Raw genomic sequence first — 24612 nt, forward strand, 5'->3', positions numbered from 1 at the left:
GCGTCACGACAGTTTAGGGAATGGGCATGTCGAAAAATGTCGAAATGACATTTGCCTGACATGTTTTCGTCAAAAATGACTATCACCTGAGGAATGCCTGGTGAATCGTTTTGTAATTGCTGACTCCACTCTTTGTATTGGCTGCCACACCTGTGAAGCCGCCTGCTCAGAGACACATCGCCAGCATGGCCTGCAGTCAATGCCGCGCCTGAAAGTGATGTTAAATGAAAAAGAATCCGCGCCGCAGCTTTGCCACCAGTGTGAAGATGCGCCTTGCGCTACCGTTTGTCCGGTTAATGCGATTAATCGCGTTGACGGCGCCGTACAGCTGAATGAAAGCCTGTGCGTAAGCTGCAAACTGTGCGGGATCGCCTGTCCGTTCGGCGCTATTGAGTTTTCCGGTAGCCGTCCGCTGCATATCCCGGCAAACGCCAATACATCAAAAGCGCCGCCGGCCCCGCCAGCTCCAGCTCGCGTAAGCACGCTGCTGGACTGGGTTCCGGGCATTCGTGCCATCGCGGTGAAATGCGATCTGTGTAGTTTTGACGAGCAAGGTCCGGCCTGTGTACGCATGTGTCCGACCAAAGCCCTGCATCTGGTGAGCAACATGGATATCGCCCGCGCCAGCAAACGTAAGCGTGAGCTGACTTTCAATACCGACTTCGGCGATCTCACCTTGTTTCAGCAGGCTCAAAGTGGAGATGCAAAATGAGCGCAATTTCACTGATTAACAGCGGCGTGGCCTGGTTTACAGCGGCTGCGGTTCTGGCATTTCTGTTTTCATTTCATAAACCGCTGAGCGGCTGGATTGCAGGGGTTGGCGGCGCGGTTGGCAGTTTGTGTACGGCTGGCGCGGGTTTTATGGTGCTGACCAACGCGCTGGCGGTAAGCGGTGTGATGCCGTTTATTGGTCACAGCCTGCAAATTACCCCGTTGAACGCTATCTGGCTGATTACTCTGGGCCTGTGCGGTCTGTTTGTCAGCCTGTACAACATTGACTGGCATCGCCATCCACAGGTGAAAGCCAACGGCCTGCTGGTGAATCTGCTGATGGCCGCAGCGGTATGTGCGGTGGTTGCCAGCAACCTCGGTACGCTGGTGGTGATGGCGGAAATCATGGCGCTGTGCGCGGTGTTCCTGACCGGTTGCAGTAAAGAAGGCAAGCTGTGGTTTGCGCTGGGGCGCATCGGCACGCTGCTGTTGGCGATTGCCTGCTACCTGGTGTGGCAGCGCTACGGTACGCTGGAACTGCGTCTGCTCGATCTGCGCACCCAGGAGCTGCCGCTTGGGTCTGACATCTGGCTGCTGGGCGTGGCTGGTTTTGGCCTGCTGGCCGGGATTATCCCACTGCACGGTTGGGTGCCGCAGGCACACGCCAACGCCAGCGCGCCGGCTGCGGCACTGTTTTCTACCGTGGTCATGAAGGTCGGTCTGCTGGGTATTCTCTCCCTGTCGCTGCTGGGCGGTAACGCGCCGCTGTGGTGGGGCATTACGCTGTTGGTGCTGGGTATGATCACCGCATTTGTCGGCGGTCTGTATGCGCTAATGGAACATAACATCCAGCGTTTGCTGGCGTACCACACGCTGGAAAACATCGGCATTATTCTGCTGGGGCTGGGCGCTGGCGTAACCGGGATTTCACTGAATCAACCGGCGCTGATTGCGTTGGGTTTGACCGGTGGTCTGTATCATCTGGTCAACCACAGCCTGTTCAAAAGCGTTCTGTTCCTCGGTGCTGGCAGCATCTGGTTCCGTACCGGTCATCGTGATATCGAGAAGTTGGGCGGTATCGGTAAACGTATGCCGATTATCTCTCTGGCGATGCTGGTTGGCCTGATGGCGATGGCCGCACTGCCGCCGCTGAACGGTTTTGCCGGTGAGTGGGTCATCTATCAGTCCTTCTTTAAGCTTGGCAACAGCGGCGCGTTTGTCGGTCGTCTGTTAGGGCCGTTGCTGGCGGTAGGACTGGCGATTACTGGCGCGCTGGCGGTGATGTGTATGGCGAAAGTGTACGGCGTTACGTTCCTTGGCACGCCGCGCACGAAGGAAGCTGAAAATGCCTGCTGCGCGCCAATCCTGATGGGCGTGAGCGTGGTTGCGCTGGCTATCTGCTGCGTGATTGGCGGCGTTGCTGCGCCGTGGCTGCTGCCGATGATTTCCTCTGCCGTTCCACTGCCGCTGGAAACCGCGAACACCACCGTTTCTCAGCCAATGATCACGCTGCTGCTGATCGCGTGTCCGCTGCTGCCGTTCATCATCATGGCAATTTTCAAAGGCAACCGTCTGCCGTCGCGTTCACGCGGTGCGGCATGGGTGTGTGGTTACGATCACGAGCAGTCAATGGTCATTACCGCCCACGGTTTTGCCATGCCGGTGAAAGAAGCCTTTGCCCCGGTACTCAAATTGCGTAAATGGCTGAACCCGGTATCACTGGTTCCGGGCTGGCAGAATGCGGCCGCCCCGGTACTGTTTCGTCGCCTGGCGTTGATTGAGCTGGCGGTGCTGGTGGTGATTGTGGTTTCACGAGGAGCCTGAAAATGAGTGTTTTATATCCGTTAATTCAGGCGCTGGTGCTGTTTGCCGTGGCGCCGCTGCTGTCCGGTGTGACCCGCGTGGCGCGTGCGCGTTTGCATAATCGTCGAGGTCCAGGCGTTTTGCAGGAATACCGCGACATTATCAAACTGCTGGGCCGTCAAAGCATTGCGCCTGCGGATTCCAGCTGGGTTTTCCGCCTGACGCCGTTTGTGATGGTGGGCGTGATGCTGACTATTGCCACCGCGTTGCCGGTAGTGACCGTTGGTTCACCGCTGCCGCAATTGGGCGATCTGATCACCTTAATTTACCTGTTCGCCATCGCCCGTTTCTTTTTCTCTATCGCGGGCCTGGATACTGGTAGCCCGTTTACTGCTATTGGCGCCAGCCGCGAAGCGATGCTCGGCGTGCTGGTTGAACCTATCCTGCTGCTGGGACTGTGGGTGGCGGCGCAGGTTGCGGGTTCAACCCATATCAGCAATATCGCCGATACCGTTTACCACTGGCCTGCTGCGCGCAGCATCCCGCTGATTCTGGCCCTGTGCGCCTGTGCTTTCGCCACCTTTATCGAAATGGGCAAACTGCCGTTCGATCTGGCGGAAGCAGAGCAGGAACTGCAGGAAGGTCCATTGACCGAATACAGCGGCAGCGGTTTTGCGGTGCTGAAATGGGGTATTAGCCTCAAACAATTGGTCGTACTGCAAATGTTCGTCGGCGTGTTCCTGCCGTGGGGACAGATGGAGACCTTCACCGCGGGTGGGCTGCTGCTGGCGCTGGTGATTGCCGTCGTCAAGCTGGTCCTCGGCGTGCTGGTCATTGCCTTGTTCGAAAACAGCATGGCGCGTCTGCGTTTTTGCGCCACTTCACGCGTGACCTGGGCCGGTTTTGGGTTTGCGTTTTTAGCGTTCGTCTCCTTGCTGGTGGCGTGATTTAAGAGAGTTTGAGCATGTCTGAAGAAAAATTAGGTCAACACTATCTCGCCGCTCTGCACCAGGCCTTTCCGGGCGTGGTGCTGGATGAAGCCTGGCAGACCAAAGATCAGCTGACGATCACCGTCAAGGTGAACTACCTGCCGGAAGTGGTTGAGTTCCTGTACTACAAACAGGGCGGCTGGTTGTCCGTGCTGTTTGGTAACGACGAACGTCAGCTATGCGGCCATTACGCCGTTTATTACGTGATGTCGATGGAGCAGGGTACCAAGTGCTGGATTACCGTCCGCGTTGAAGTGGATGCCAATAAGCTGGAATTCCCATCCGTGACGCCACGCGTTCCGGCAGCCGTCTGGGGCGAGCGTGAAGTGCGCGACATGTACGGTTTGATTCCGGTCGGTTTGCCGGATGAACGTCGTCTGGTGCTGCCGGATGATTGGCCGGACGAGCTGTATCCGCTGCGTAAAGACAGTATGGATTATCGTCAGCGCCCGGCGCCGACCACCGATGCTGAAACCTACGAGTTCATCAACGAACTGGGCGACAAGAAAAATAACGTGGTGCCGATTGGCCCGCTGCACGTGACCTCCGATGAACCCGGTCACTTCCGTCTGTTTGTTGACGGCGAGAACATCATCGACGCCGACTATCGTCTGTTCTATGTCCACCGCGGCATGGAGAAACTGGCGGAAACCCGTATGGGTTACAACGAAGTGACGTTCCTGTCGGACCGCGTGTGCGGCATCTGCGGTTTTGCCCACAGCACCGCCTATACTACCTCCGTAGAGAATGCGATGGGTATCGTGGTGCCGGAACGCGCGCAGATGATCCGCGCCATTCTGCTGGAGGTGGAGCGCTTGCACTCGCACCTGCTGAACCTCGGCCTGGCCTGTCACTTCACCGGTTTTGATTCCGGCTTTATGCAGTTCTTCCGCGTGCGTGAAACGTCGATGAAGATGGCGGAGATCCTCACCGGGGCGCGTAAAACTTACGGTATGAACCTGATCGGCGGTATCCGTCGTGACCTGCTGAAAGACGATATGATCCAGACCCGTCAACTGGCGCAGCAGATGCGTCGTGAGGTGCAGGAACTGGTCGATATGCTGCTCAGCACGCCGAACATGGAACAGCGTACCGTGGGTATTGGTCGTCTGGATCCGGAGATCGCCCGCGACTTTAGTAACGTCGGTCCGATGGTTCGCGCCAGCGGTCACGCGCGTGACACCCGCGCCGATCACCCATTTGTGGGTTATGGTTTGCTGCCGATGGAAGTGCACAGCGAGCAGGGGTGCGACGTTATTTCTCGTCTTAAAGTCCGTATCAATGAAGTCTATACCGCACTGAACATGATCGACTTTGGTCTGGACAACCTGCCGGGCGGCCCGCTGGCGGTGGAAGGCTTTACCTATATTCCTCACCGCTTCGCGCTGGGCTTTGCCGAAGCGCCGCGCGGCGATGACATCCACTGGAGCATGACCGGCGATAACCAGAAACTGTATCGCTGGCGCTGCCGTGCGGCGACCTACGCCAACTGGCCAACGCTGCGTTACATGCTGCGTGGCAACACTGTTTCCGATGCCCCGCTGATTATCGGTAGCCTCGATCCTTGCTACTCCTGTACTGACCGTATGACCGTGGTCGATGTGCGTAAGAAGAAGAGCAAAGTCGTACCGTACAAAGAACTTGAGCGCTACAGCATCGAGCGTAAAAACTCGCCGCTGAAATAAGGAATCGCCATGTTTACCTTTATCAAAAAAGTCATCAAAACCGGGGCGCCGACGTCGTCGTATCCGCTGGAGCCGATTGCGGTCGATAAAAATTTCCGCGGTAAACCCGAGCACAATCCGCAGCAGTGCATTGGCTGCGCGGCCTGTGTCAATGCGTGTCCATCCAATGCGCTGACGGTTGAAACCGATCTGGTTACCAATGAGCTGGCGTGGCAGTTCAACCTCGGTCGCTGCATCTTCTGCGCCCGCTGCGAAGAAGTTTGCCCGACGGCGGCGATCAAGCTGTCGCAGGAATATGAGCTGGCGGTATGGAAGAAAGAAGATTTCCTGCAGCAGTCTCGCTTTTCGCTGTGTAACTGCCGCGTCTGTAACCGCCCGTTCGCGGTACAAAAAGAGATTGATTACGCCATTGCGCTGCTCAAACACAACGGTGACAGCCGCGCGGAAAACCACCGTGAAAGCTTTGAGACCTGCCCGGATTGTAAGCGCCAGAAATGTCTGGTGCCGTCTGACCGTATTGAACTGACTCGCCATATGAAAGAGGCCAGCTGATGAGCAATTTATTAGGCCCACGTGACGCCAACGGTATTCCGGTACCGATGACGGTGGATGAATCCATTGCCAGCATGAAAGCATCGCTGCTGAAAAGCATCAAGCGTTCAGCGTATGTTTATCGTGTGGACTGCGGCGGCTGCAACGGCTGCGAAATCGAAATTTTCGCCACGCTCTCTCCGCTGTTTGATGCCGAACGCTTTGGTATCAAAGTGGTACCGTCGCCGCGTCATGCGGATATCCTGCTGTTTACCGGCGCGGTAACCCGCGCGATGCGTTCTCCGGCGCTGCGCGCCTGGCAGTCTGCGCCGGATCCGAAAATTTGTATCTCTTACGGCGCCTGCGGTAACAGCGGCGGTATCTTCCACGACTTATACTGCGTATGGGGCGGCACGGATAAAATCGTTCCGGTGGACGTGTATATTCCTGGCTGTCCGCCGACGCCTGCGGCAACGCTGTACGGTTTTGCGATGGCGCTGGGTCTGCTGGAACAGAAAATTCATGCGCGTGCGCCAGGTGAACTGGACGAACAGCCCGCTGAAATTCTGCATCCGGATATGGTTCAACCGCTGCGTGTGAAGGTGGACCGCGAAGCTCGCCGTCTGGCGGGTTACCGCTACGGTCGCCAGATTGCTGATGACTATATGACGCAGTTAGGGCAGGGTGAACATCAGGTGGCGCGCTGGCTGGAAGCGGAAAACGATCCGCGTCTGACCGAAATCGTCACGCATCTTAACCATGTAGTCGAAGAGGCGCGTATCCGATGAGTGAAACGGTGGTGTTCAGTCAACTGAGCCGTAAGTTTATTGATGAGAACGATGCGACGCCCGCAGAGGCGCAGCAGGTTGTCTATTACAGCCTGGCGATTGGTCACCACCTTGGGATCATCGATTGCCTGGAAGCGGCGTTAACCTGTCCGTGGGATGAATATCTGGCGTGGATAGCCACCCTTGCCGAGGGCAGCGAAGCCCGGCGGAAAATGGAAGGCGTGCCGAAGTATGGCGAGATCGTCATCGATTTCAACCATGTGCAAATGCTGGCGCGCGCGTTTGATGATGCGCGCGCCGTGCAGACTCCGCAGCAGCAGGAGTGGAGCAAGCTGATGCTCAGCATGCTGCATGATATTCACCAGGAAAGCGCCATCTATCTGATGGTGAGGAGACACCGTGACTGACGTTTTACTTTGTGTCGGCAACAGCATGATGGGCGATGACGGCGCGGGTCCGCTACTGGCGGAAATGTGCGCTGCCAATCCTCAGGGCAACTGGGTTGTCATCGACGGCGGCAGCGCGCCGGAAAACGATATCGTCGCTATCCGTGAACTGCGCCCGCAGCGTCTGTTGATTGTGGATGCCACCGACATGGGGTTAAACCCGGGTGAAATCCGCATTATCGACCCGGATGATATTGCTGAAATGTTCATGATGACCACCCACAACATGCCGCTGAACTATCTGGTCGATCAGCTAAAAGAGGATGTTGGCGAGGTGATCTTCCTCGGTATTCAGCCGGATATTGTCGGTTTTTATTACCCGATGACGCAGCCGATCAAAGATGCGGTCGAGACTGTCTATCAACGATTAGCCGGATGGGAAGGCCACGGTGGATTTTCCGGGTTAGAAGCGCCAGAAGAGTAATCTTACCAACGCCGGATGCCAGTGGCATCCGGCCTGTTTTGAGCCTCACACACTCTGTTCTTCACTTGCCTGCTCGATAATTAATTTCCCCTGCATCACCGAAACATTCACTGCCGTCCCGGTAGGGAATCCCGCTTGTTCCAGCCAGTCGCCGTTCAGCGTTAGCGAGGCATGCCGACTGATACGGAGCGTGAAACCCGTATTACGATCTTCATGGCGTTTTCTGACATAGCCCACTTTCAAACGACGTACGGGTTTGGTGATAACCACTGCTGTTGTGCCATTTTCATCAGACATGAACGCTTCCTTGTGGTGAACGGATAAGAGCAAAACTACTGAATAAAATGCCAGTAAAAATGCGCAAGGGCAAACCGGAAACTGGAAGGAAGATTCCACATTTGGAATGCAATTCATGAAATGAAAATAGGTGATTCTGCCGGAGGATTACAAAACCCTCCGGCTGAGGAATTACGCCAGATCGGCCCCGTTACTGGCGATCACTTTTTTGTACCACCAGAATGATTTTTTGCGGGTACGCGTCAGCGTGCCTTGGCCCGCATCGTCCCGGTCTACATACACAAAACCGTAACGCTTGCTCATCTCGCCGGTTGAGGCGGAAACCAGATCGATGCAGCCCCAGGTGGTGTAACCCATTAGCGGCACACCATCTTCAATGGCGTCAGCCATGGCGCGGATGTGTTCGCGTAAATAGCGAATGCGATAGTCGTCATTGATCTCGCCGTTGGCATCCATTTCATCTTTCGCCCCCAGCCCGTTTTCCACCAGAAACAGCGGCTTCTGATAACGGTCATACATCATATTCATCGTGATGCGCAGGCCAAGCGGATCGATACCCCAGCCCCATTCGCTGGCGGCAATGTACGGATTACGCAGTGATTTCACTACGTTGGCAGCGCTGGTGTTGCCCGTGTTCATGTCAGCGGAGGCGCAGCGTGATGCGTAATAGCTAAACGAGACGAAATCGACGGTGTTCTTCAGGATGTCGTCATCTTCTGCGGCTTTTTCTATCGTCACGCCCTTTTCGCGAAACACCCGGGCGGAGTAGGCGGGATAAGCCCCGCGCGCCTGCACATCAATAAAGAACAGGTTTTCGCGGTCTTTTTCCAGCGCGGTCCACACATCTTCTGGTTTACAGGAATAAGGATAAAAATTACCGCCCGCCAGCATGCAACCGACCCGGTTTTGCGGATTCACTTCATGGGCGATTTTCGTCGCCAGGGCACTGGCAACCAGTTCGTGGTGGGCGGACTGATATTTCACCTGATCCTGATTTTCACCCTCTTCAAATACCAGCCCGGCCCCTGAAAAAGGGCTGTGCAGCATGATGTTGATTTCGTTGAACGTCAGCCAGTATTTCACCAGACCGTCAAAGGCTTCGAAGCAGGTGCGGGCGTAACGGGTAAAGAACTCCACCATTTTGCGGTTCCGCCAGGAGCCGTACTCGGTAACCAGATGCATGGGCACATCGAAGTGACATAGCGTGACTAACGGCTCAATACCGTATTTTTTACACTCGGCAAAAACGTCCCGGTAAAAAGCGATACCTTCTTCATTAGGCGCCAGTTCGTCGCCGTTAGGGTAGAGACGACTCCAGGCTATTGAGGTGCGAAAAACCGTAAACCCCATTTCCGCCATCAGCGCAATATCTTCCTTGTAGCGATGATAAAAGTCGATCGCCTGATGGCTGGGATAAAATTCGTCGTCCTGAAGCGTATAGCGCTTCTCCTGACCCAGTTTAACCGGCATCCGGTGTTCGCCATGGGGGATCATATCGACGGTGGTCAGCCCTTTGCCGCCTTCCCGGTATGCCCCTTCAGACTGGTTGGCGGCCAGCGCGCCGCCCCATAAAAATCCTTGCGGAAAAACAGACATAGTTAACCTCAGTTCATGCCAGTCAAATGCTGGCTCCATTGATATTGCCCGCTTGTGCGGCCTGATTTTTTCTGGCCTGCGCGGCAGTATCTTCGACAGGAATATCTTCAAAGCCGAGAATCAGTGTTAATACAAAGGAAAGCACGACCGCCAGCGCCATCACGCCAAACACCCAGACAATGGTCATCGGATTAGCCGGATCGAAAAACTGGACGCTGGTGAACAGGCCAGGGGCCGCCATGGAATGACTCGCCAGTCCAGCCATACCGGCAACGGCACCGCAGATAAACCCGCTGATTAGGCTCGCAATCAGTGGGCGTTTCAGACGGATCGCCACGCCGTACAGCGCGGGTTCGGAAATGCCTGCCATGATGGCTGAAGCGGCGGCCGCTAACGCTGTCTGACGCAGTTCCGGGTTTTTGGTTTTCCATGCCACCGCCAGCGATGAACCGCCCAGCGACAGATTGGCGCCGATTTCAGAGGGCATCACCATGCCTTCTTTACCGGTTTCGGCAATGGTCTGGATAATGGTGGGCGTAAACACGCGGTGCATACCCGTCATCACCAACAGCGGCCACAATGCGCCCATAATGGCGACCGACAGCCAGCCGAGATAGCCGTGAATGGTATAGACCAGCGCTGAAATTGCGCTACCGATCCAGATACCAATCGGGCCGATTAAAACGATCGCGAGCGGGGCGGCGATCAGCACGATCAGCATCGGTTTGAGGAAGTTTTTGGTCACTGCCGGCGTGATACGATCCACCCAACGTTCGATATATGACAGACACCAGGTCATGACCAGTGCCGGGATCACAGTGTAGGTGTATTTGACCGCCGTCACCGGGATCAGGGCGAACTCAACGTGCTCACCCTGCGCGGCTTTTGCCATCAGATCGATAAAACTGGGATGGACCAGCACACCCGCAATAGCAATTGCCAGCGACATGTTGGTTTTGAATTTGATGGCTGCCGAAGCGGCGACCATCAGCGGCAGGAAGAAAAATGCGCCGTCGCCGATAACGGTCAGAATGGTGAGGGTGGACGATCCTTTCACCAGCACGCCGGTCATTTCCAGAACCATTGCCAGCAGCTTGAGCATTGATCCACCGATAATTGCCGGGATCAGCGGTGACATCGTGCCGATCAGCGCATCGAGGATCCCCGCGCCAATCCGTTTCAGCGTCAGCCGGGGTTTGGTTTGCGGCTCAGCAGGTTGCATGTTGGCATGTAGCAGGCTGACAACTTCGCGATACGCCTGTGAAACGGTGTTGCCGATGATCACCTGACACTGATTATCGTTACGTACTACGCCCAGCACGCCAGGAAGCGTTTTCAGCGTCGCGCTATCGACCTGCGCATCATCTTTGATAACGAAACGCAAACGGGTCATACAGTGGGTCACTGCTGTGATGTTGTCGACGCCTCCCAGAGCCGTCACAACGGAGCGCGCCAGCGCTGCATAATTCTTGGACATCGGATTTAATCCTGTTTTATCAGTAGGGTACGTTATGTTTTATCCGTTTGCGCAGGTCACGTTTCTGAGTTGATGAAACTCAGATAGGAAACCGGTTCCACAAAATCATGTTTAATTTATATTCTTTAAACAAGGATTAATTTTTATTGTTTTTATAATTGTGATGATGATCACCAGATGTCAGGCGCCGCGTTTTAGCAGCGAGGACAGCGGCGAAACGGTGCAGTACACTGCGTCACATTAAGAGCAAAGGGATGAGTACTATGACCACGATGCTGGAGGTGGCGAAGCGTGCCGGGGTGTCGAAAGCGACGGTCTCCCGGGTGCTTTCCGGGAACGGTTACGTCAGCCAGGAAACCAAAGACCGTGTGTTTCAGGCCATTGAAGAGAGTGGTTACCGCCCTAATTTACTGGCGCGCAGCCTGGCGGCGAAGACCACGCAGACGCTGGGTCTGGTGGTGACCAATACTCTTTATCATGGCGTCTATTTCAGCGAGCTGCTGTTTCACACCGCGCGGATGGCGGAGGATAAGGGGCGCCAGTTGTTGCTGGCTGATGGTAAGCATAGCGCAGAGGAAGAGCGTCAGGCGATCCAGTACTTACTCGACCTGCGCTGTGACGCGATTATGATCTATCCGCGTTTTCTCAGCGTGGATGAAATAGACGAGATCATTGACGCGCACGCCCAGCCGATTATGGTGCTTAATCGACGGCTGCGTAAAAACAGTAGCCACAGCGTCTGGTGCGATCAAAAACAAACCAGCTTTAACGCCGTTGCGCAGTTGATTGCCGCCGGGCACCAGGAGATTGGTTTTATTACCGGCTCGATGGATTCGCCTACCGGCGTGGAACGACTCTCAGGCTATAAAGACGCGCTGGCTGCGCATGGCATTTCGCTAAATAATGATTTGATTGTCAAAGGAAAGTGGACGCCAGCCTGCGGTGCCGCGGGCGTTGATACGCTGCTTTCACGCAAGGTCAATTTTACCGCGCTGGTGGCCAGCAATGATGATATGGCGATAGGCGCGATGAAGCAGTTGCATGATCAGGGTATCCGTGTGCCTGCCCAGGTGTCGGTGATTGGTTTCGATGATATCGCCATCGCGCCATACACTATTCCGGCGCTTTCCAGCGTCAAAATTCCGGTGACGGAAATGATCCAGGAAACGATTGGTCGCCTGATATTTATGCTGGGTGACGGGGCATTTACGCCGCCAAAAATCTTCACCGGGGAACTCATTCAGCGCGATTCTGTTGCGCCATACGTTTCGCGCTGACGGCTGTCATTTGTCATCGTCACTAGTGACGATGACACACCATTCTCACATCCATCAAAATAAAAACCCTTTAATAACAGTGCATTAAAATTTGGCACGATTCGTGAATGCTTCGGCAGATAATCTGTCATTGCTGGAGAAATTGATGAACCGTTTCATCATTGCAGACGCCAATAAATGCATTGGTTGCCGTACCTGTGAAGTGGCCTGCGTAGTATCCCATCAGGATAACCAGGACTGCGCATCGCTGACCCCTGAAACCTTTTTACCCCGCATTCACGTCATCAAAGGCGTTAACGTCTCCACGGCGACGCTGTGCCGCCAGTGTGAAGACGCGCCGTGCGCTAACGTCTGTCCAAACGGTGCAATCAGCCGTGATAAAGGCTTTGTCCATGTGATGCAGGAACGCTGCATTGGCTGTAAAACCTGCGTGGTGGCGTGTCCTTATGGGGCAATGGAAGTTGTCGTGCGTCCGGTTGTGCGTAACAGCGGCGCGGGCCTGAACGTTCGTGCAGAAAAAGCCGAAGCCAACAAGTGCGACCTGTGCCACCACCGCGAAGCGGGTCCTGCCTGTATGGAAGTCTGCCCGACTCACGCGCTGATTTATGTGGATCGCAATAAGCTTGAGCAACTGAGCGCTGAAAAACGCCGCCGCGCGGCGCTGGACTCCACCGCATCTTTGCTGTTCTGATCGCTAAAAATCCGCGTAAAATACGGTAGTACTTATGCCGGATGGCGGCTTCGCCTTATCCGGCCTACTTTTCGCATTCACGTAGGCCTGATAAGCGTAGCGCCATCCGGCAAACCGGGATAGATGACTGCGGGAAGGACATAATGACAATCAACAACCACTCCGGCGTACAACTGCGTATTCGCGGCAAGGTACAGGGCGTCGGGTTTCGCCCCTTCGTCTGGCAACTGGCGCAGCGCCTGCAACTGCATGGCGACGTGTGCAACGACGGTGACGGTGTGGTGGTGCGCTTACAGGAAGATCCGGCGGAGTTTATTGCGCAATTGCATCAATATTGTCCGCCGCTGGCGCGCATTGATAGCATTGAGAGCGAGCCATTCGCCTGGACGCAGCAGCCTGCCGATTTCTCGATTCGCCAAAGTGCAGGCGGTACGATGAATACGCAAATTGTCCCGGACGCGGCGACCTGTCCCGAATGCCTTGTTGAAATGAACACCCCCGGCGAACGTCGCTATCGCTACCCCTTCATCAACTGTACCCATTGTGGTCCGCGTTTTACGATTATCCGCGCCATGCCGTACGACCGTCCGTTTACCGTGATGGCGTCCTTCCCTCTCTGTGCGCAATGCGATACAGAGTATCGCGATCCCTATGACCGTCGCTTTCACGCCCAACCCGTTGCCTGCCCGCAATGCGGTCCACATCTTGAGTGGCTAAGCGCGGGTGAGCGAGCGGAAAAAGAAGAGGCGCTGCAGGCGGCAGTAGCGTTGCTAAAAGCGGGCGGCATTGTCGCTGTGAAAGGCATTGGCGGTTTTCATCTGGTCTGCGATGCGCAAAATGATAATGCTGTGGCGCTGCTCCGGTTGCGTAAACATCGCCCGGCTAAACCGTTGGCGGTGATGTTGCCTGCTGACGACGGACTGCCTGAAGCTGCGTGTCGTCTGTTAACCACCCCTGCCGCGCCGATCGTATTGGTGCAAAAACGCTATGTAGCGGCATTGAGCGAGGGAATAGCGCCAGGGTTAACGGAAGTTGGCGTTATGCTGCCAGCGAATCCGTTGCAGCATCTCCTGTTACAAGAGATGCAGTGCCCGCTGGTAATGACCTCCGGCAACCTCAGCGGCAGGCCGCCAGCCATTACCAACGCGCAGGCGCTGGAAGATTTACGCGAAATTGCCGACGGTTTCCTGCTGCATAACCGCGAAATTGTGCAGCGCATGGATGACTCCGTGGTGCGTGAAAGCGGGGAAATGCTGCGCCGCTCGCGGGGTTACGTGCCGGATGCGGTCGCGTTGCCGCCGGGTTTTCGTGACGTGCCGCCGATGCTGTGTTTAGGTGCGGATCTAAAAAATACCTTCTGTCTGGTACGTGGCGAACAGGCGGTTATCAGTCAGCATTTGGGGGATCTCAGCGATGACGGCATCCAGCAGCAGTGGCGTGATGCGCTGCGCCTGATCCAGAATATTTATGACTTTACGCCACAGCGTATCGTGCATGACGCTCACCCCGGCTATGTTTCCAGCCAGTGGGCCAGTGAGATGAATCTGCCGACCGAAACGGTGCTGCATCACCATGCGCATGCCGCTGCGTGTATGGCTGAGCACGGTTGGCCGCTGGACTGTGGAGACGTTATCGCTCTGACGGTAGACGGTATCGGCATGGGAGCAAACAGCGCACTGTGGGGCGGAGAGTGTTTGCGGGTCAACTATCGTGAATGCGAACACCTGGGCGGCTTACCCGCGGTCGCGCTGGCGGGCGGTGATCTGGCAGCAAAGCAGCCGTGGCGTAACCTGCTCGCGCAGTGTCTGCGTTTTGTCCCTGACTGGCAGCGATTCCCGGAAACATCGGCGCTGCAACAGCAAAACTGGAACGTGCTGACATGCGCCATTGAGCGGGGGATCAATGCGCCGCTGGCGTCATCGTGCGGACGGCTGTTTGATGCCGTTGCCGCCGCGCTCCAGTGCGCACCGACTTCGCTGAGCTATGAAGGCGAGGCTGCCTGCGCGCTGGAGGCACTGGCATCGCAATGTGAAGGCGTTGAGCATCCGGTAACAATCCCCTTGCAAGGTAATGAGCTTGACCTGGCTGTTTTTTGGCAGCAATGGCTGAACTGGCAGGGGGCGCCTGCAGCAAGAGCGTGGGCGTTTCATGATGCGCTGGCGTGTGGGTTTGCCACGCTGATGCGTGAGCAGGCTGAAGCGCGTGGCGTTAAGACGTTAGTATTCAGCGGTGGCGTGATGCATAACCGTTTGTTGTCATCGCGGCTGGCATTTTATCTGGCTGATTTCACCTTACTGTTCCCGCAGCGTTTACCGGCGGGTGATGGGGGATTATCGCTGGGGCAGGGCGTGATTGCCGCGGCGCGCTGGTTGGCGCAAAAATAAAAAAAAGCCCCGGGACTGGCGGGGCAAGAAAAACATGTCGGGGCATACCGACAAGTGGCAACGCACGTCCATGTGCGTGAGGTTAATAAATCAGTAGCAGCATTGCCGGATAAGGCGCGGCGCCATCCGGCACCACAGACTTACAAGGGCAATGTTTTCAGCAGCGCAAAGGCCTCTTTCATCCGGTCTTCACTGACCACAAACGCACATAGCTGGCCTTCGTCGTTCATTCCTCTGGCCACCATACCTTGCGCTTCCGCGGCAATATGCCAGTTCAGATCGCGCCGCTGGGTTTCCCCCGCCAGATGCAATGGCAGTTCCGGCGTTTTAACTTTTACCAGCATGGCAGGTAGCTTCAGCGGAGCATTGCCGCCGAGCAGGTTTTTCGCCAGATACATGGCGCTCAGTTGAATCGGCTGCAGGAACGGCAGCACCTGACCGTTAATTTCCGCGCAGTCGCCGAGGGCATAAATGTCCGGGTGGCTGGTTTGCAGATAGCTGTCGACGCAGACGCCACGATTAATGCTCAATCCGGCACGACGCGCCAGCGCCGTTTCCGGGCGCAGACCGGTGGCGGCGATCACCGCATCGACTTCTACGCGGCGACTACGATCGAGCGTGGCGCGAATACCCGATTCAGTTTTTTCCAGACCCTGAAGCTGTGATTTCAGCAGCAGATGCACACCCATATCGGTCAGACGATGCTGTAAGCGACTGCTGACTTCCGGTGGCATCAGCGAGGCCAGAATGCTGGCGGCGTTGTCGATAAGTGTTACCGCTTTACCGGCACGACAAAAATCCATCGCCAGCTCACTGCCAATCAGACCGCCGCCGACAATGAGTACCCGCTGGGCATCACGCAGTTGCGTTTCACAGGCGCGGTATTCTTGCTGACTGTTCAATGTGAGCATTAACTCACGTCCGGTGACTGGAGGCACAAAGGCTGAAGCCCCCGTCGCCAGCACCAACTTGTCGTACTGCCACTGTTGGTCCTGACTTTTCACGATGTGGGCATCGGTGTCGATGTCGGTCACCCAGGTGTAGGGGAACAGGCGCAAATTAAACTGTTCGGCAAACTCCCCCGCCGACTGGCGGGTGAGGTCGTCTGCACGCTGTGCCTGACTGATAACGTGGCTGAGATCGGGCTTGTTGTACTCATCCATGCTGTCAGCGGCAATCAGGGTCAACGGAACAGTTGCATCCTGTTTACGGATATTTTTGACTAACTGGCGGGCGGCGAAGCCCGAACCAATAATGACAATTCCGTGGCTCATTTTGCCTCCGTTGCCAGTACGTCGAAGACGTCTTTACCTAATGAACATTCCGGGCACAGGAAGTTATCCGGCACATCGCTCCATGGGGTACCTGGCGCGACATCCTGCAACGGTTCGCCTTTTGCTGGATCGTAAATCCACTGGCACACGCTGCACTGCATGCTTGGGCCGAGGTCAGCCGCAGCCGCAGCGGCACAAGCGCACTCTTCTTCTTTGGTTGTCGCTTTGACGGTCGTTTCCGGTAGCGGAGCAAGCGCCCACTGACGTGCAATTTCACGACCGTGCTGACGACACAGTTCCAGCGCATCCAGATCCGGACGCCATTTCGCCTTCAGGCTAAGCGACATCTCAAAACCGGCATCTTGTAAACGGGTGGACAGGCGGTCAACTGCGCCGCCGCTCCAGCCGTGAGAACCAAAGGCGCTGGCGCGTTTGTTACGAAAACGCAGGCCGGTCATCTCTTCCACCAGTCCGGCGATTTTCGGCATCATCACGTTGTTCATGGTGGAAGTACCGACCAGTACGCCTTTAGAACGGAAGACGTTGGTCAGGACGTCGTTTTTGTCGCTACGGGCGACGTTAAAGATTTTCACCGCCACGTTCGGGTCAACTTCATTGATGCCCTGGGCAATGGCGTCCGCCATCATGCGGGTGTTGTTGGACATGGTGTCGTAGAAGATGGTGATGCGGTCTTCCTGATAATCGGCCGCCCATTTCAGGTACAGCTCAACGATCTGCGTTGGGTTGTCGCGCCATACCACACCGTGGGAGGTGGCAATCATATCGACCGGCAGGTTGAAGCCGAGGATCTCAGTGATTTTCGGCGTCACCAGACGGCTGAACGGGGTCAGGATGTTGGCGTAGTAGCGTTGGCATTGTTCGAACAGTTCGGTCTGGTCAACTTCATCATTGAACAGACGTTCGTCGCAGTAATGCTGGCCGAAGGCATCGTTACTGAACAGTACCGCATCGCCGGTCATGTAGGTCATCATGCTGTCAGGCCAGTGCAGCATCGGCGTTTCAACAAAAATCAGTTGTTTGCCGTTGCCGATGTCCAGAGAATCACCGGTTTTCACCACGTTGAAGTTCCACTCCGGATGATGGTGGTGGCCGGTGATGGAATCAATCGCGTTAGCGGTGCAGTAAATTGGCGTGTCCGGGATGCAGGACATCAGTTCGGTCAGCGCACCGGCGTGATCTTCTTCCGCGTGGTTAATGATGATGTAGTCGATATCCGCGAGGTCAATTTCACTGCGCAGGTTCTGCACGAATTCACGGCTAAACTTATGGTCTACTGTATCGATCAGCACGTTTTTTTCTTCACGGATGAGATAGCTGTTGTAGCTGCTACCGCGCAGCGTTTTGTATTCAGTGCCGTGGAAATCTCGCACTTCCCAGTCACGTTGGCCAACCCAATGAATATTATTTTTAACCAGAATAGACATAGCAACCTCAATTAATTCAGCGTTTTTCTAAAAAGATATTTTGTTAATTGCAGGTTGTGTGCCAACTTTTTAATTATTTGATTTTTAATGATTTATTATTTATTGCCTATAAAGTAGTAGTCAAAATGACTGTTTATTTTATTGTCAATATGACAATATGAATTGTCAAAATGACAATGAGGTTGCCATGAGCTTTTCAGTAGATGTGCTGGCGGGTATCGCCATTGAATTACAAAGCGGTATCGGTCATCAGGACCGTTTTCAGCGCCTGATCACGACCTTGCGCCAGGTGCTGGAGTGCGACGCATCGGCACTGCTGCGCTACGAGTCGCGACAGTTTATCCCGCTGGCTATCGATGGCCTGGCGCAGGATGTCCTCGGCCGCCGCTTCACGCTGGAGGGACATCCGCGGCTGGAGGCGATTGCCCGCGCCGGGGACGTGGTACGTTTTCCTGCCGACAGCGATCTGCCCGATCCTTATGACGGATTAATCCCGGGTCAGGAGAGCCTGAAAGTGCATGCCTGCATCGGGTTGCCGCTGTTTGCCGGACAAAATCTGATTGGTGCGTTAACGCTGGATGGCATGGAGCCCGATCAGTTCGATGTCTTCAGCGATGAAGAGCTTAGGCTAATTGCCGCTCTGGCTGCGGGGGCGCTGAGTAATGCGTTGCTGATTGAACAACTGGAAAGCCAGAATATGCTGCCGGGTTCGTCGACGGCTTTCGAGCAGGTGACGGAAACCCAGATGATTGGCCTGTCGCCCAATATGATGCAGTTGAAAAAAGAGATTGAGATTGTGGCAGGGTCCGATCTCAACGTACTGATCAGCGGCGAAACCGGGACCGGGAAGGAGTTGGTAGCCAAAGCGATTCATGAAGGTTCGCCGCGTGCGGTGAATCCGCTGGTGTATCTCAACTGCGCGGCGTTGCCTGAAAGCGTGGCGGAAAGTGAACTTTTTGGTCACGTAAAAGGGGCTTTTACCGGGGCTATCAGTAATCGTAGCGGTAAATTTGAAATGGCGGATAACGGCACGCTGTTTCTCGACGAGATTGGCGAACTCTCGCTGGCGTTGCAGGCCAAGCTGCTGCGCGTATTGCAGTATGGCGATATTCAGCGCGTAGGGGACGATCGCAGCCTGCGCGTTGACGTGCGCGTACTGGCGGCGACCAATCGTGATTTACGCGAAGAGGTGCTGGCGGGGAATTTTCGCGCGGATCTGTTTCATCGTCTGAGCGTTTTTCCCCTTTCCGTGCCGCCACTGCGTGAGCGAGGCGAAGATGTAGTGCTGCTGGCAGGCTATTTTTGCGAGCAATGTCGGCTGCGGCTGGGACTTTCCCGCGTTGTGTTAAGCCCCGGCGCGCGTAATCATCTGCTGAGTTACGGCTGGCCCGGAAACGTGCGCGAGCTGGAACATGCCATTCATCGGGCGGTTGTGCTGGCAAGGGCTACCCGGGCAGGGGATGAGGTGGTGCTGGAGGCACAGCATTTTGCCTTGCAGGATGAAAGCCCTGTACCGCAGCCGGACGTCGTGGCAGAGATCCCGCAGCATCACAATTTGCGTGAGGCAACGGAGTCATTTCAGCGCGAGATGATCCGCCGGGCCTTGGCGCAAAATAACCACAATTGGGCGGCAAGCGCGCGGGCGCTGGAAACAGACGTCGCCAACCTGCACCGGCTGGCGAAACGCCTGGGGCTGAAGGATTAGATAATACCGGCCTGATAGAAATCCTGCAGGTTGATAGCGCCGGTGAGTTTCCCGTTTTCATCTACCACCGGTGCGGCAGTGATTTTGCGTTTCATCAGGATCTCTTTGGCGTCAATCGCGCGGCTCTGTGCCTGCAGCGTAATGCCATTATGGGTCATTGCTTCGCTAACCTGCGTGGTGAGCGCGCCGCCGCCAACCAGCCAGCGGCGCAGGTCGCCGTCAGTGAAGACGCCTTTCACCAGTGACGCGTCATCACAGACAGCCACCAGACCAAGACCCGTGCGGCTGAGTTCCAGCATCGCGTCCATGACGCTGGTGGTCAGCGTTACCTGCGGAATGGCATCGTCACGGCGCATCAGGTGATGCACTTTATTTAACAGACGAGCGCCCAGCGCGCCGGCCGGATGCGAGCGGGCAAAATCTTCTTCGTTAAAGCCGCGCGCCTGCATCACGGCGATTGCCAGCGCGTCGCCCATCATCAGCGTGTTGACGGTGCTGGAGGTCGGCGCCAGGCGCATCGGGCAGGCTTCACGTTCAACAGAAATATCCAGCACGGCTTTGGCCGCCAGGCCCAGCGGCGAGGTTGGTTTTCCGGTCATGGCCAGCAGGGCGACGGATTTGTCTTCCAGGCGCGGAATGATGAGATCCAGCTCTTTCGCGCCGCCGGAGTAAGAGATAAACAGCATCACGTCGCGGCTTTCAATCATGCCTAAGTCGCCATGCAGCGCTTCCGCCGGATGCACAAAAAAGGCAGGGGTGCCGGTACTGGCGAGGGTCGCAGCAATTTTTTTGCCAATATGGCCTGATTTGCCAATCCCGGAGACAATGACTTTGCCTTCACAGTGGATGATAGTATTGGCGGCGCGGACAAAATCATCGCCCAGTCGCTCCGGCAGTCGACTGGCTTCCTGCAGTTCCAGCATTAACGTCTGACGGCCCGCGTTCAGTAGTGCATCACTCATTGGTTTCTCCGGTTATGATTACTTCAATCCCTTTTGCTTCCAGCGCCTGACGAAATGCAGGGTCAATACCCGCATCGGTAATCAGCTTGTCAACGCTTTCCAGACTGCACACAACATTAGGGCTTTTACGCCCAAATTTTGAGGAGTCAGCCATCAGAATCACTTCGCGAGCGGCATTGCACATCGCTTTACTGACGCTAAAGACCTCATTAAAGGTGGTCACGCCGGCATTGAGGTCAATACCGTCGGTCCCCATGAAGAGTTTATCAAAGCTGAATTGCTCAAAGGCGTTTTCTGCCAGCTGACCGTGAAATGACGCAGATTTTTTGCGAAAGGTCCCGCCAGGCATCAGGATGGTTTGCTCGTTGTCCAGCTCCGAAAGGGCATTAACAATGTGCAGACTGTTGGTCATGACGGTGATGTTGCTAAAGCGGGTAAGCATCGGCACCATCTGCAATACGGTGCTGCCCGCATCCAGAATGATGGAGTCGCCATCATGGATATAACGGACGGCGGCTTCAGCGATCTGCTCTTTTTTATGCGTGTTAATTAGGGTTTTGTGATCGATGGGCGGGTCAGATTCATCTTTGTTCAACACTACGCCGCCATAGGTACGAATGACGGTTCCAGCATTTTCCAGAATGACCAGGTCTTTGCGAATGGTTGTGCCGGTCGTGTCAAAGTAGTGGGCCAGTTCTTCAACCGAGCATTTTCCCTGCTTTTGCAGGTGCTCCAGTATGGCAGCCTGACGCTGACGAGGTTTCATAGGCGTGATTACCCTGACTTATTTAGGTTGCAAAATGATAATTTCGCAAGCTATTAGCATTCACAACGAAATTACCCATGTTTCAGTTTAAGCGCCAATGATAGTGCATTCTGCGCTAACGGATCATAGGGAAAGATCACATCAGGCTGTAAATCATCAAGATGTTTGCCCATTATGGTGGCAATTTTGCCGGGTCTGGCGAATACGGTAAGACCTTTCATAAATAACGTATCGGTAACCCGCTGTTGCTCATCAAGCGCGATGGCGACGACCACGCGCGGTTTAAACCGTCCGCCGGAACGCCCCACGCCCACCCGACCCCGCTGACAAAGTTTATCGAACGCGCGGTTAAAGCGGGATATTTGCCAGCCACCAAGCGCCAGTTGCAGGCACCAGGCGATGGCGGCGACGGTAATCAGTGCGGAAACCATAATGCGCTCCTTTGATTTTGCCGGATGACGGCTGCGCCTAATCCGGCCTACATAATATTCGTAGGCCCGGTAAGCACAGCGCCACCGGGCAGTCATACCTCTTAGAACATCACCTGACCGCCGGTGACGTTAATCGATTGTCCAGTGCAGTAAGAGGCTTTCGAACTGGCATAAAACAGCAGCATGTTCAGCACGTCCTGATAATCGCAGCCGCGTTTGAGCGGAACCTTATCAATGTAATACTGCTCTACTTCATCCGGCTTAAGGCCCAGTTTGGTAGCGTACTGCGGTAATAATGACTGGAACATCGGTGATTTCAACAGGTTGCCGAGCATCAGCGAATGGACGGTAATCCCGTATTCCGCCAGATCCAGCGCCAGCGACTGGGTTAAACCCACGCCGCCAAATTTTGCCGCGCTGTAGCCCGAATTGTGTTTACTGCCTACTTTCCCTGATTTGGAGTTGATCTGGATAATGCGTCCCTGAACGCCATCGCGGATCATCAGGCGCGAGAATTCACGGGCGCAGAGGAAGTAACCGACCAGATTCACCTGCAGCGAGCGGTCGAAATCCCCAAGCTGAAAGTCGCTGATAAACGCGGCTTTAGCGATACCCGCGCTGTAAACCAGCAGGTCGACGCGACCAAATATTTCATCCACTCCGCGTGACAGTGCCAGCACGCTCTGTTCGCTGGTGGCATCAGCGCCAAAACCGTACGCTGTGCCTGCGCCAAACTCGGCGTTAATCTCCTGCGCGACGTTGGCGGCTTTATCGCTTTGAATATCCACCACCGCGACGCGGTATCCTTCTGTCGCAAGCCCACGGCAAAGGAACGCTCCCAGGGTCTGGCCTCCACCAATGACAACGGCAACCTGATTCATCTTTTTCTCCTTCAATCTTAAGCAACAAACTTCAAAATACAGCCCGGCGCGATATCGTCCGGTACAGGGCCCGCCACATGTACGGTGCCAGGGAATTCCGCTTCGCTGAGTCCGTCAAAACGTAGGGTGATATGCCCCAGTTCACGTAAGTTTTGTTCCGCCACGCTGCCAACGGCGGTGACCGGGTAGTGATGCTGGCCCAGTTCAAACTGGATCCCGGCGTGCAAAGAACCGTTCAGATCGCCGTGGCAATGGATGAAGCAAAACTCTTCAATATCCGCTGGCGCGCCTTCACGAAAGGTAATTAACATCTGGTCGCAAAGTGCGTCCGGGGCGCTTTGGCCGATGCGGGTGATGGTGGTTTGATAAATCACGGTCATTTTTGAGTGCCTCTTATTGGTAAATAAAGCCGGATACAAACCAGGCGATGAGAACGGTAGGCGCGCCGGTCAGGAAGCGGCTTACCAGGACGGATGGCACGCCGACGCGGACCGTGTCCTGACGCGCTTCGGCCAGCGATAACCCCACAGGAATAAAGTCGCATGCGGCTTGCGCATTAATGGCAAACAAGGCCGGTAGCGCCAGATGGGGAGGGATGTTCCCCAGGCCAATCTGTACGCCGATCAGCACCCCGATAACCTGGGCGATGACCGCACCAGGGCCGAGGAAAGGCGACAGCAGCGGGAAAGAGCAAATCAGCGCCAGCGTCACCAGTCCCAGCGGGTGGCTGGCGAGCGGTGCGAGTCCATGGGCTATCCAGTCTCCCAGACCAGAAGCCATGATGATGCCGATCAGCGCCGAGACGAACGCCATAAATGGCAGAATGGTTTTCAGAACGGTATCAATAGTGTCGCGACCAGCCTGGAACAGGACAGCAACGGCTGACCCCATGCCCATCCCGACTTTCGCCAACAGACCATCGCTTTGTTCAGTAATCTTTTTACTGGCGTCGTAATCGCGACCAATCGTGCTGCTTGCAGGTTGCGGCGCAATGGATGCTTCACCGACAACAGTAATGTTTTCTTCTTTCACGCCAGAGACATAGATATCTTCGACAATGTACTGGGCCAGTGGACCGGATTTCCCCGTGGCGTGAATATTTACCGTGGGTATGCGACGTTTGGGATAGATCCCACAGCGCAGCGTGCCGCCGCAGTCGATGATCGCCACGCCAATTTCACTCTCCGGCGGTTCACCCTCTTTGAAACCATCAACGGCCTGCCAACCGGTCAGATTCGCCAGCGTGTCGACAATTGCAGGGCGAGTCCCTGCAGTGATATAGACAATTTTCTTGCCCGGTACGGCATCCAGTTCAAGCGGGCCGCCCCAGCCGCCGGTGCCTTTTTCAATACGAATACGCGTCATGATGTTGCTCCCGCCAGATGAACTTTCTGCTCAAGTTGAATGCCCATTTTTTTCTCGAAAATGGCGGTGGTGAAATCGGTTACCCAGCCGCGGAAGAAGTTGGTGACCAGACCGACCAGCAAATAGCTCACCGCCAGCGGGCCAAGCGGTAGGCCCAGCGTCGTCAGGCCGCTGGCGATACCGAGATAGACAAACAGCTCGCCGGGGTTGATGTGCGGGAATAAGCCATTCATGGAATGGCAGCTATAAGAGGCCGCAGCGTAGTAGCTGGGCTTGTACTTTTCTGGCATAAAGCGGCCCAGGCTTAGCGTCATCGGATTACAAAACACAAATGTGCCGATGCACGGCAGCAGCAGATAGCGGGACAGTGGGTTTCCGGCGCAGCGCTGAGCAAAACGTTCAATACGCTGCTGGCCGATAAAGTTAATCAGCGCATTCATGATGACCAGCAGGCTAATCAGCAGGGGAAGAATACCGGTCACCATGCCGGTAAACACCTCTCCGCCTTTCTGGAACAGCCCGATAAACCACTCAGCACCGAGTGTGATGGTGTCGATCATTATTCTCTCCTGTAGGGTTTTTTAGTTATCTTGCCAAACGGAAACTAATTTTAATCAGATCGAAAGATTTAAAAGTGTTATTTTGATCTCAAAATGAAAGGTAAATATTTTATTTTGAAAGTTA

General features: G+C 55.3%; 24 protein-coding genes. 12 read left to right on the forward strand and 12 right to left on the reverse strand.

Going from position 1 to position 24612, the window contains the following annotated elements; all coding sequences use genetic code 11:
* The first annotated feature begins 100 nt into the window (after nucleotides 1-100).
* Genes hycB through hycI form a run of 8 tightly spaced genes read left to right on the forward strand, consistent with a single transcriptional unit; the run spans nucleotide 101 to nucleotide 7377 of the window.
* The gene (hycB, locus tag M4I31_RS05185; protein ID WP_038633091.1) at nucleotides 101-712 is read left to right on the forward strand and encodes a formate hydrogenlyase subunit HycB; all 612 of its coding nucleotides are present in this window, start codon (nucleotides 101-103) and stop codon (nucleotides 710-712) included.
* A complete protein-coding gene (hycC, locus tag M4I31_RS05190) occupies nucleotides 709-2535 on the forward strand; it encodes a formate hydrogenlyase subunit 3 (RefSeq protein ID WP_085048866.1) in 1827 nt (608 codons plus the stop codon). Before hycB ends, hycC begins: the two co-directional genes overlap by 4 nt.
* A 2-nt stretch (nucleotides 2536-2537) precedes the next feature.
* Nucleotides 2538-3461, forward strand: a complete 924-nt coding sequence (locus M4I31_RS05195; protein ID WP_042310580.1) for a respiratory chain complex I subunit 1 family protein — start codon at nucleotides 2538-2540, stop codon at nucleotides 3459-3461.
* A gap of 17 nt (nucleotides 3462-3478) precedes the next feature.
* The gene (gene hycE, locus M4I31_RS05200) at nucleotides 3479-5188 is read left to right on the forward strand and encodes a formate hydrogenlyase subunit HycE (RefSeq protein WP_006687169.1); all 1710 of its coding nucleotides are present in this window, start codon (nucleotides 3479-3481) and stop codon (nucleotides 5186-5188) included.
* 9 nt (nucleotides 5189-5197) lie between these two features.
* Nucleotides 5198-5740 carry a formate hydrogenlyase subunit HycF gene (hycF, locus tag M4I31_RS05205; RefSeq protein WP_038633082.1) on the forward strand — a complete coding sequence of 181 codons (543 nt, stop codon included), beginning with the start codon at nucleotides 5198-5200 and terminating at the stop codon, nucleotides 5738-5740.
* Complete coding sequence (gene hycG, locus M4I31_RS05210; RefSeq protein WP_003037388.1) at nucleotides 5740-6507, forward strand: formate hydrogenlyase subunit HycG; 768 nt, start codon at nucleotides 5740-5742, stop codon at nucleotides 6505-6507. Before hycF ends, hycG begins: the two co-directional genes overlap by 1 nt.
* Entirely contained in the window at nucleotides 6504-6914 is a 411-nt protein-coding gene (locus tag M4I31_RS05215) for a formate hydrogenlyase maturation HycH family protein (RefSeq protein WP_003037385.1), read from the forward strand. Before hycG ends, M4I31_RS05215 begins: the two co-directional genes overlap by 4 nt.
* Nucleotides 6907-7377: a hydrogenase maturation peptidase HycI gene (gene hycI / locus M4I31_RS05220; protein ID WP_038633079.1), complete on the forward strand. Its 471-nt coding sequence runs from the start codon at nucleotides 6907-6909 to the stop codon at nucleotides 7375-7377. Before M4I31_RS05215 ends, hycI begins: the two co-directional genes overlap by 8 nt.
* A 45-nt stretch (nucleotides 7378-7422) precedes the next feature.
* Here hycI and M4I31_RS05225 read toward each other — a convergent pair whose 3' ends face one another.
* The 3 genes from M4I31_RS05225 to ascF all read right to left on the reverse strand — a co-directional run bounded on the left by M4I31_RS05225 (nucleotide 7423) and on the right by ascF (nucleotide 10747).
* Entirely contained in the window at nucleotides 7423-7674 is a 252-nt protein-coding gene (locus M4I31_RS05225; protein ID WP_038633077.1) for a SymE family type I addiction module toxin, read from the reverse strand.
* 171 nt (nucleotides 7675-7845) lie between these two features.
* Nucleotides 7846-9270, reverse strand: a complete 1425-nt coding sequence (locus M4I31_RS05230; protein ID WP_085048867.1) for a 6-phospho-beta-glucosidase — start codon at nucleotides 9268-9270, stop codon at nucleotides 7846-7848.
* Nucleotides 9271-9292: 22 nt separating this feature from the next.
* The gene (gene ascF / locus M4I31_RS05235) at nucleotides 9293-10747 is read right to left on the reverse strand and encodes a PTS cellobiose/arbutin/salicin transporter subunit IIBC (RefSeq protein WP_085048868.1); all 1455 of its coding nucleotides are present in this window, start codon (nucleotides 10745-10747) and stop codon (nucleotides 9293-9295) included.
* 263 nt (nucleotides 10748-11010) lie between these two features.
* Here ascF and M4I31_RS05240 point away from each other — a divergent pair, with 263 nt between their 5' ends.
* The 3 genes from M4I31_RS05240 to hypF all read left to right on the forward strand — a co-directional run bounded on the left by M4I31_RS05240 (nucleotide 11011) and on the right by hypF (nucleotide 15099).
* Nucleotides 11011-12024: a LacI family DNA-binding transcriptional regulator gene (locus M4I31_RS05240; RefSeq protein ID WP_085048869.1), complete on the forward strand. Its 1014-nt coding sequence runs from the start codon at nucleotides 11011-11013 to the stop codon at nucleotides 12022-12024.
* A gap of 145 nt (nucleotides 12025-12169) precedes the next feature.
* Nucleotides 12170-12715 carry an electron transport protein HydN gene (gene hydN, locus M4I31_RS05245; RefSeq protein ID WP_003037366.1) on the forward strand — a complete coding sequence of 182 codons (546 nt, stop codon included), beginning with the start codon at nucleotides 12170-12172 and terminating at the stop codon, nucleotides 12713-12715.
* 143 nt (nucleotides 12716-12858) lie between these two features.
* On the forward strand, nucleotides 12859-15099 hold the full coding sequence (gene hypF / locus M4I31_RS05250; RefSeq protein WP_085048870.1) for a carbamoyltransferase HypF: 2241 nt from the start codon (nucleotides 12859-12861) through the stop codon (nucleotides 15097-15099).
* 140 nt (nucleotides 15100-15239) lie between these two features.
* On the opposite strand, the gene norW is transcribed toward hypF, so the two are convergent.
* Nucleotides 15240-16373, reverse strand: coding sequence for an NADH:flavorubredoxin reductase NorW (gene norW, locus M4I31_RS05255; RefSeq protein WP_069324571.1), 1134 nt, complete (start codon nucleotides 16371-16373; stop codon nucleotides 15240-15242).
* Nucleotides 16370-17818: an anaerobic nitric oxide reductase flavorubredoxin gene (gene norV / locus M4I31_RS05260; protein ID WP_085048871.1), complete on the reverse strand. Its 1449-nt coding sequence runs from the start codon at nucleotides 17816-17818 to the stop codon at nucleotides 16370-16372. Before norV ends, norW begins: the two co-directional genes overlap by 4 nt.
* A gap of 187 nt (nucleotides 17819-18005) precedes the next feature.
* Here norV and norR point away from each other — a divergent pair, with 187 nt between their 5' ends.
* Complete coding sequence (gene norR, locus M4I31_RS05265; RefSeq protein ID WP_085048872.1) at nucleotides 18006-19523, forward strand: nitric oxide reductase transcriptional regulator NorR; 1518 nt, start codon at nucleotides 18006-18008, stop codon at nucleotides 19521-19523.
* Here norR and gutQ read toward each other — a convergent pair.
* From gutQ to srlA, 7 genes are all read right to left on the reverse strand, one after another.
* Nucleotides 19520-20485, reverse strand: coding sequence for an arabinose-5-phosphate isomerase GutQ (gutQ, locus tag M4I31_RS05270; protein WP_038633059.1), 966 nt, complete (start codon nucleotides 20483-20485; stop codon nucleotides 19520-19522). The genes norR and gutQ overlap by 4 nt on opposite strands.
* On the reverse strand, nucleotides 20478-21251 hold the full coding sequence (locus M4I31_RS05275) for a DNA-binding transcriptional repressor (protein WP_006687181.1): 774 nt from the start codon (nucleotides 21249-21251) through the stop codon (nucleotides 20478-20480). The genes gutQ and M4I31_RS05275 overlap by 8 nt, the downstream gene beginning before the upstream one ends.
* A 71-nt stretch (nucleotides 21252-21322) precedes the next feature.
* Nucleotides 21323-21682 (reverse strand): transcriptional regulator GutM, encoded by a 360-nt coding sequence (gene gutM, locus M4I31_RS05280; RefSeq protein WP_085048873.1) that lies wholly within the window; start codon nucleotides 21680-21682, stop codon nucleotides 21323-21325.
* Nucleotides 21683-21783: 101 nt separating this feature from the next.
* Nucleotides 21784-22563, reverse strand: coding sequence for a sorbitol-6-phosphate dehydrogenase (gene srlD / locus M4I31_RS05285; protein ID WP_006687183.1), 780 nt, complete (start codon nucleotides 22561-22563; stop codon nucleotides 21784-21786).
* Nucleotides 22564-22580: 17 nt separating this feature from the next.
* Nucleotides 22581-22943, reverse strand: coding sequence for a PTS glucitol/sorbitol transporter subunit IIA (gene srlB / locus M4I31_RS05290; protein WP_038633050.1), 363 nt, complete (start codon nucleotides 22941-22943; stop codon nucleotides 22581-22583).
* A 13-nt stretch (nucleotides 22944-22956) separates the two neighbouring features.
* On the reverse strand, nucleotides 22957-23928 hold the full coding sequence (locus tag M4I31_RS05295; protein ID WP_085048874.1) for a PTS glucitol/sorbitol transporter subunit IIB: 972 nt from the start codon (nucleotides 23926-23928) through the stop codon (nucleotides 22957-22959).
* Nucleotides 23925-24488, reverse strand: a complete 564-nt coding sequence (srlA, locus tag M4I31_RS05300; protein ID WP_003825953.1) for a PTS glucitol/sorbitol transporter subunit IIC — start codon at nucleotides 24486-24488, stop codon at nucleotides 23925-23927. The genes M4I31_RS05295 and srlA overlap by 4 nt, the downstream gene beginning before the upstream one ends.
* Between the last annotated feature and the right edge of the window lie 124 nt (nucleotides 24489-24612).

Origin of the sequence: Citrobacter sp. XT1-2-2, from assembly GCF_023516235.1 — a bacterium.
Classification (GTDB): Bacteria; Pseudomonadota; Gammaproteobacteria; order Enterobacterales; family Enterobacteriaceae; genus Citrobacter; species Citrobacter werkmanii.